An 8,057-nucleotide genomic window follows, 5' to 3' on the forward strand; every position below is an offset into this window, starting at 1 on the left:
TTATGGTATGATGGATGTGTTGGCACAATACTGGGATTTGTCTTCCAAAAGTAAGAACAGCTATTACAAACAGTCTCAATTCGATTATGAAGATGCGAGTGCAAAATCCCGCTTCGATGCAATTTGGTCGGCGATGTATCAAGGAATCACACAGGCCAATTATATTCTGGAATCCTTGGAATCTAATAGAAGCTCTATAAAATATTCAGAATTGATCGAAGGGGAAGCTTATGCTTTGAGGGCTTTTATGCATATGGAATTAGCTGCTATGTATGGTCCTGTAATTGAAAAAGAAGGTGACCTCGATCAGGCTTGTATTTCTTATCGTACTCAATTTAATGTCGAGGCTCAAAAATTTGAGTCGATGCGCTCGGTGCTGACAAAAGCGAAAGCCGACTTATTGAAAGCACAGGACTTGTTGAAAGAAGATCCGATCGTCGGGAATAAACGATATGGCGATGGGAATACTTCTATGCTCGATTATCATTCCGTGTTGGAACGTCGGGGTGATCGGATGAATCTGTTTGCAGTAAAAGGACTATTGATGCGGCTAGAGCTGGCCTTATTGAATAAACCGGGAGCTTACGAAATTGCCGATGAACTGATTCAGTTATGTAAACAAAATGAATTATTTGTCTTGACAAACCGGGAAGATGAATTATATGATAAGAATCTGGGAGAAGAGACGATCCTTGGGTTCTATAAGAACGATCTTTGGGAAGTGACCAAAGAAGTCTTTGGTTTTGAAAAAGGGAATCAGACCGATAACTTTTGTATCAATACCAATCAATATAGCATATACTTAAACGATCTTTATGGACGTGCTCCGGATGGGTCCGGTACGGACAATCGCTTGCGTTTCTGGTTTGGGAAACCGTCGAACGGTGGAAGTTATTATATTTTCAGTAAACTTGAGGAAACTTCCTACCCCGGAACTATACGTTTGCCCTATTATCCGGAGATTCCGATTTTACGTTTGGCCGAAGTATATTATGTCGCTTGCGAGACAATGATCGGTAAAGATAATGTCAAGGCACTCGGTTATTTGAACGATGTGCGGGAATCCCGTAATCTGGCCCGTTTAAACGGTTCCTATGGAAATGATGAAATCATGGAATTTCTGATGCGTGAAATGCGGAAAGATTTTATCGGTGAAGGACGGATGTTTATGATTTATAAACGGTTGTATAAAGAGTTTTATGTAAAACAAGGAGTTATTATCGCTCCGACAAAGGATAAATATATTTTCCCGATTCCGGACGATGAATACGAATTTTCACCTAATGAGAGCCCGAAAGAAGAGAAATAATGCTAAATGACAAATCTATGAAGAAGATAATATTATATATGACTTTGTGCCTGATAGGAATGGTACAAGTGGCTTGTGATCAGGATATCGACGGATTCGATAATTCGACGAATTATATATACTTCGATCTACCCTTCCAATTGGATCAATATGGAAGAAAAACAACTGAAAGAGTAGATAGCCTGGTATATTCTTTTGCGATGGATGATCCTTCGGTGACCAGTTATACTTTTAAAATTCCGGTGAATTCGGTTGGGTTGAAGACAGAAACAGACCGGCATTATAAGGTTGTTGTAAATGAAAAGAAAACTACTGCAACCGGGACCGACTGGGATATGTCGGTTATAGAAAAAGCGGTCATCCAATCCGGTACTTTACGGGATACCCTTGAAGTAAAAGTCAACCGGACCCCCATCCTGAAAAAAGAATCGCGGACAATTACCCTTTATATTGAAAATAATGAAAATTTCCAGGTAGGAGCTTCCGAATTGTTAGCAGCTAAACTGGTCTTTTCAGATATCTTGCAGGCTCCATCCTGGTGGCCGAGTTGGGAAAGATATTTCGGTGTATTCGTTCGGGAAAAATATGCGAAATGGCAGGAGATTTATTTTTATGGAGCCGACCCGAATGTCGAAAAATGGGGACCGAATACCGGTAAATTGTTATATTGGGACCAAATGCCCTATTATGCCGGTTATCCCAGTTGGTATCCTTCTACCTTTATGTTTATCAGTAAGCTGAAGCAGTATTTTATAGATCATGAAGTTTATCCGGATGGAGATACCTCGAAACCTAGAATTACGCTTCCTTAATATTTAAAAATTGTTTGCTATGAAAAATAGATGTCAAGTTTTTGAAAAGAGTATTGGATTATATATCATTGTTCTGATTACGCTATTTTATAGTTGTGCAGAAGACAAAGGAAATTATGACTATAAAGCAGTGAATGAAGTGATTGTAACGGGTGTCACAGAAGATACTTCGGTGATGAGAGGAGAGGTGTTGAATATACATCCGGTGATCGGCCGTTCATTGCAGGCTTCGGAGGAGGGATTGGAATATAGTTGGAGTCTGGCAGGGAAAGAGATCGGAACGAACCGTGATTTGGCTTATTTTGTTCCCGAAACATTGAATGTTGGAAAATACGACTGCCGTTATGTCGTTACAGACACAAAAAACGGTATGAAGTATTTTGTGGATTTTAATGTGAATGTAGTTTCGAATTTTTCCTGGGGATATTATTTCTTGTGTGAAGAACCCGACCAGTCCGCCGTATTGTCATATTTCTCATCGAAAGAAGGGACTACCGAGTGTTTGCATGCTACTAAAATCGGAGACTATGCATTGGGGAAACAGCCGAAAGCGATAATCGATCATTTTGGAAATATTTCTTCTTTAAATGATTATTTCTATTCATTCAATATTATTACCAGCCAAGGGGATAACCCGGTAATTATGACGAATAACGGCGCATTTGTGCCGAGTGGATTGATTAACGACCAGAGTTTTATCTATGAGGGAGATACATTCAATCCGACAGATGCCGTTTACATGTTGACGGATGCCGTTTATTATGTTTCTAATGGTAAAATTTATTCTTATAATAGTGGTTTATTATATCGGGCAGCTAAGCATGATAAAGAATATTACTGGAGCAATCCGGCTTCTGCCTATACTTATGTATATGTTTTCGATGAATTGAGTAAGAAATTTTATATTTTGAAAAACCAGATCGATGATCCGGCCCTGGGATTAGTGAGCGATCCGTATGCTTTGGATAGAGTTGTGGAAATAAAAAATCAACCCTCTTATGAAGGGCAGACCATTATCCACAAGTATGTTTCCAGAGCTCATGTCATGTCGATGGCAACAGCACAAACAGGAAAAATCAATCTGATCTCTTTTGAGTACATCGATTTCAAAAAAGCGACGGAAGAAGAACCTGCAGTGAATGAAGACGGACATTTGTTGGAAATGGAAACTCTTCCTTTGACTGGTGCCGATGCCGATACCAAGGGCGTATTGGTCGCTGAAAACGACTGGTATTTTGTGGTAGGCAATAAGGTCTATACGACTCCGGTATTAAAACCCACGCTTGCCGATTTCGTGACATTGCCGGACGATATCGGTAAACCCGTAGCAGTTGCAGTTTCGGCAAAAGAAACTCAGTTGATCATTGCTACTTATGATGCCGGTAGTCCGAAAGAATACAAGGGTTCTTTTGCGATTGTGGATCTGATGAGCAAGGAGGTGACCCTCCACCGGAATGTGATGGGAAAATGTGTCGTGGCTAAAGGATACGATTCTAATCCCTGGTGGTAAATCGTCGGTAAACATACGGCAATCCCGGTTCCGGGATTGCCGTATGTTACCGATTCAGTGATCTTTTATATCAGGGAACCTTCCGGAATAAATACTTTGTTAATATCCTTAAAAAAATTATATTTGCACGTAAATCAATATTCCGGCAAAGATAATATGTTAGGATATGTAAGTGAATGTGAGTTTAAGTTACAGTTTGAAGATTCGTTTAAGCGGTTCTTCAAGCCATTGTGTTTTCATGCGATGAGCTTTGTGAAGGATGCGGATATTGCCAAAGATATTGTACATGATGTTTTTCTGACAACATGGACGCAACGTGAGAAAATAGATTTTACTCAACCGATGTTGCCTTACTATTTGAGTCTTACCCGTAACCGTTCACTGAACTACCTGGATCATTTGAAAGTAAGGGCCCGGCACGAAGAGAATGAATCGTATAAAAATCTGCTCTATGCCGAGACCGATTATTCCGAACATGAAGAATTGATCCGGCAAATTATGAACCGGATCAATCAGCTTCCGGATCGTTGTGGAGAAGTTATGCGGCTATGTTTTATCGAATGTAAAAAATATAAAGAAATCGCTGAAATACTGGGTGTTTCCGTGAATACTGTCAAAACTCATATTTCGTTGGGACTCAAAATTCTTAGAAAAGAGTTTCCCGCTTCTCTGTTATTTGCATTCTTTTCGCTCAGGCGCCTGAGATAAAAAGGACCAGATCCTGCTCCAACATTTTCTGGTCCTGAGGGTTATAACATAAGTTATCTCGAAACCCATTACAAAAGTAAAAAGAAAAATGGAACGAAACAAAGGGACGGGGGTAATGTTTCATTTTCCTTTTCTACGTTCTCGTCGGTGAGTATCTCTTTTATTCGTTATTACTGTTTTCGTTAGGTAATGGTGTCTGGACTGATTTTAGTTTAGAGGAGAGTTATTTTTTATTTTTTTCTTTATATTTGCCACACAACCGGAGGAGAACTATGCGTGATAATGAACGATTTATAGTAGACCTGAACAAAAAAAGAGAAACTGCCTGGCAGCAATTGTACGAGGAGTTTTATCCGGCATTGTGTACCTATGTGGCCAAGCTGACCCATGAAAATGTCGGAGTGGAGGATATTGTTCAGGAGTGTATGATCGGGTTATGGGATTCTTCCTTGCAATTTCCGAATGTCAAATCTTTGGCTGGCTGGCTCTACAAAGCAGTATATAACAGGGCTTTGAATATGATTCGTGATCGGGACAATGCCCGTCGGTTATTGGGAAATTATACTTCCGGGATTTCACTGAATTGCGGACTAGTCTTGATTTGAGAAATAGCATTCTTCCTGGAAATAATCCAGATAGTCCGGTTTCCTATTGTTGCAAATTTCCGCTTATTTTTTCTTTACCGGTTAGCTCTGCCGTAGATGAAGGTTCATAATAGATGATAAAAATTTGGCAGCTACTGTTTTAATCTTTAATTTTGTTTGGCCATGAGCGGGTTATAGATCTGTGCCGCTGTATGAATTCTTTTATTAGAATCGTTTCTGCTTTATGTCTAAATATTTTAGAATCAAAGGAATAGAAGAAGATGAAATTTTCCGTAATTTGTTTATAGATTACTACCCATCTCTGATTTCTTTTGCTTTATATTATGTGGGAGACAAAACTATAGCTGAAGATCTGGTACAGGAAGTATTTGTGAAGCTTTGGGAAACCCGGGAACGTTGGAGTGTTGTCGGTGATTTTTCTGCTTATGTCTACCAGATGGTCCGTTTTAAGTGTTTTAATTATTTACGGGCTGAAAAAATAAGAAATGAAGCAACGCGTTCTTTTACAGAAGAGATAAATATTACTGAAATCAATAATTATATAGCAGAAGAGACTTTCCGTTTGGTAATGAATTCAATGGAGGATTTGCCTCCTGCTTGCCGGACAGTGTTTTCTTTAACATTAGAAGGTTATAGTGCTAAAGAAATTGCAGAAAAATTAGATATTGCAGTAGAGACCGTAAAAAAGCAAAAGCAGATAGCCAGGAAAATTTTGAAGGAAAAATTTGGAAAATTATTTCTTTTTCTTCCTGCTGTCCTGTTTTCTTAATTCGTTTGTTTTCTGCTATTTACTTTTATCTATCCAGCGGTAAGAGTATTTATTTTCACTTTTAACAATTTTCTTTTACCTCCTTTTTGTTTTTGAAGTGTCGTATAAGTGTAATGAATAAATAAAGCTTCTATGGCAGAGTTTGAAAATTATAAGGAAGTTGCTTTTTTATTGTCGAAAGCTGTCCAGGGGCAGTTGACCGAAAAGGAGGAGGAAACACTTGGAAGGTGGCGACAGGAATTTCCGGAGAATGAACTACTGTATCGTCAGGTTCTGACTTCGGAGTTTATCATTTCGAAAAGTAAACAATGGGAACAGGTGGATTTGGTGATGGCCTACCTAAAGATACGGCAAAAATGTGAACATCGTTCGAGGAGAGTCCGATTGTTTCAAGTGACTGCTGTAGCTGTTTCGGTATTGTTGCTATTGGTAAGCGGGCTTTTTTATTTTGTACTGCAGGATAAAGATGATCGGTATCCGGTCGGGCTGATGACTGAAAATATTTTACCTGGAAATGCGAAAGCGGAACTGATACTTGCTGATGGAGAGCGGATTTTGTTAGGTGGCCCGGACATGGATTCGATATTGGTACAACCTGGAGCTGAAATACACACTGCTAAAGAACGTTTGAGCTATATTGGCCGGCAACAGACCGGGAAAATTCAATATAATATTTTACAAATTCCGAGAGGCGGAGAGTATTCGGTAACTTTACAGGATGGTACGGTTGTGAATCTGAATTCGGCTTCCGAATTGCGATATCCAGTGCAATTTGCAGGTACTGAACGGAAAGTATTTTTGACAGGAGAAGCTTATTTTCAGGTAGCAAAAGATAAAGAACATCCTTTTATTGTGGTCACCGGCGAGGCGGAGATAGAAGCATTGGGTACTAGTTTTAATGTTTATTCTTATAAAGAGGAGAATCGGATCGAGACGACTCTTGTCGAAGGTGCTGTCCGCTTTGCTGTAGCCGATCAAACGGTTATTTTGATGCCGGGTGAACAGGGAATGGTTGGAACCGATGGTAATTTGGAAAAAAAGAAAGTAGATGTTTTCCCTTACATTGCTTGGAAAGAGGGAAAGTTCGTATTTCGGAAACGCTCTCTGGAAGAGGTTATGCATATTATTTCACGTTGGTATAATGTAGAGGCGGTATTTCAAAATGAATCCTTGAAAAAAGTGTCGTTTTCCGGGAATCTGAAACGGTATGATGACTTTGAACATATTGTCAGTATGCTGGAAATGACAGGAGGAATCCGATTCAAGGTGGAAGGGAGAAAGATCTTTATAACCGAAAAATAAACAGGACAGAGTATGTGGGTACTCTGCCCTTTCAAAACGGCAAACAAGCCGTTTAATGTTTAACTTAATTGTACAAATTTATGAAAAAAAATGGAACATGTGATCTTCTTATACCAAGAAGATTGCTGGAAAAGTGTAGAAAAATTGTGTTTTTTACACTTTTCCTGACTTTCCCGATGTTGGCGAGTGCATATGCTCAATTGAGGAAAGTTTCTTTTGAGGTGCAGAATGTTAATCTGGCAGAGATTATTGCAACTCTGGAAAATTTATCGAATTACACTTTTTTGTATCAGGATGAACAGGTAGAGCAGGTAAAAAATCTCACTTTTCATTTTGTGGATGAGGATTTGCGTGTGGTGCTTGAAAAATGCCTTGAAGGCACAAATTTGACTTATCAGATTAAAGATGAGACTATTATTTTGAGAGTCAGAGAGCCAAAACCTGAAACTGTACAGCCCAGTGTGCAAGAACGAAAGTTGACTGGCAAGGTGACGGACGAGAGCGGTACATCATTGCCGGGAGTGACCGTTATGATTGAAGGTACGACGGTCGGTACTGTTACAGATGTGAATGGGAATTATGTCTTGAATTGCCCGGAACAGGAGGGATTAACTTTGGTATTCTCTTTTGTTGGTATGGAAACACAACAAGTTACTGTGGGCGAACGCAATGAAATAAATGTAACGATGAAGGCGGAGATTGCAGAGATAGATGAGGTGATAGTTAATGGGTATTTTACTCGTAAGACAGAGGGATTTGCCGGAGCAGTTACGACAATTAAGAAAGAAGATTTGCAGAAGGTACATACAGCAAATATCTTTACGACATTGAGTGCATTAGATGCAGGTTTTAAAATTACTGAGAATAATGTGATGGGGTCCAACCCCAATACATTGCCTGAATTTACAATTCGTGGTAAAGGATCTTTTCAAGAAGGTTCCTCGGCACCATTGTTTATTTTGGATGGTTTTGAGACAACTATTCAAAAAGTATATGACATGGATGTCAATAGAATTGAAAGTATTACTATTTTAAAAGATGC

8 protein-coding genes are annotated in these 8,057 nt (G+C 39.2%); all 8 read left to right on the forward strand.

What is annotated here, in order from left to right; genetic code table 11:
• On the forward strand, positions 1-1,309 hold a 1,309-nt coding region (locus tag WS34_RS13510), incomplete at its 5' end, for a RagB/SusD family nutrient uptake outer membrane protein (protein ID WP_046405439.1).
• Between the two features lie 17 nt (positions 1,310-1,326).
• Positions 1,327-2,121: a DUF4843 domain-containing protein gene (locus WS34_RS13515; protein ID WP_181574422.1), complete on the forward strand. Its 795-nt coding sequence runs from the start codon at positions 1,327-1,329 to the stop codon at positions 2,119-2,121.
• A gap of 19 nt (positions 2,122-2,140) precedes the next feature.
• The gene (locus tag WS34_RS13520) at positions 2,141-3,631 is read left to right on the forward strand and encodes a PKD-like family lipoprotein (protein ID WP_046405443.1); all 1,491 of its coding nucleotides are present in this window, start codon (positions 2,141-2,143) and stop codon (positions 3,629-3,631) included.
• A gap of 123 nt (positions 3,632-3,754) precedes the next feature.
• Positions 3,755-4,339 (forward strand): RNA polymerase sigma-70 factor, encoded by a 585-nt coding sequence (locus WS34_RS13525; protein ID WP_147345765.1) that lies wholly within the window; start codon positions 3,755-3,757, stop codon positions 4,337-4,339.
• A 272-nt stretch (positions 4,340-4,611) separates the two neighbouring features.
• Entirely contained in the window at positions 4,612-4,944 is a 333-nt protein-coding gene (locus WS34_RS13530; RefSeq protein ID WP_087384369.1) for an RNA polymerase sigma factor, read from the forward strand.
• Between the two features lie 223 nt (positions 4,945-5,167).
• Positions 5,168-5,713 carry an RNA polymerase sigma factor gene (locus WS34_RS13535; RefSeq protein WP_022159413.1) on the forward strand — a complete coding sequence of 182 codons (546 nt, stop codon included), beginning with the start codon at positions 5,168-5,170 and terminating at the stop codon, positions 5,711-5,713.
• A 132-nt stretch (positions 5,714-5,845) separates the two neighbouring features.
• Positions 5,846-7,015: a FecR family protein gene (locus WS34_RS15750; protein ID WP_087384366.1), complete on the forward strand. Its 1,170-nt coding sequence runs from the start codon at positions 5,846-5,848 to the stop codon at positions 7,013-7,015.
• Between the two features lie 80 nt (positions 7,016-7,095).
• A partial coding sequence (locus WS34_RS13545) for an STN domain-containing protein (protein WP_046405447.1) occupies positions 7,096-8,057 on the forward strand: 962 nt, incomplete at its 3' end.

The organism is Odoribacter sp. N15.MGS-14 (assembly GCF_000980245.1).
Classification (GTDB): Bacteria; Bacteroidota; Bacteroidia; order Bacteroidales; family Marinifilaceae; genus Odoribacter; species Odoribacter splanchnicus.

Bases quoted from the DNA above. Each gene is read 5' to 3' on its own strand.
- WS34_RS13515 (WP_181574422.1), top strand. From the start codon at position 1,327: ATGAAGAAGATAATATTATATATGACTTTGTGCCTGATAGGAATGGTA.
- WS34_RS13530 (WP_087384369.1), top strand. From the start codon at position 4,612: ATGCGTGATAATGAACGATTTATAGTAGACCTGAACAAAAAAAGAGAA.
- WS34_RS15750 (WP_087384366.1), top strand. From the start codon at position 5,846: ATGGCAGAGTTTGAAAATTATAAGGAAGTTGCTTTTTTATTGTCGAAA.
- WS34_RS13535 (WP_022159413.1), top strand. From the start codon at position 5,168: ATGTCTAAATATTTTAGAATCAAAGGAATAGAAGAAGATGAAATTTTC.
- WS34_RS13520 (WP_046405443.1), top strand. From the start codon at position 2,141: ATGAAAAATAGATGTCAAGTTTTTGAAAAGAGTATTGGATTATATATC.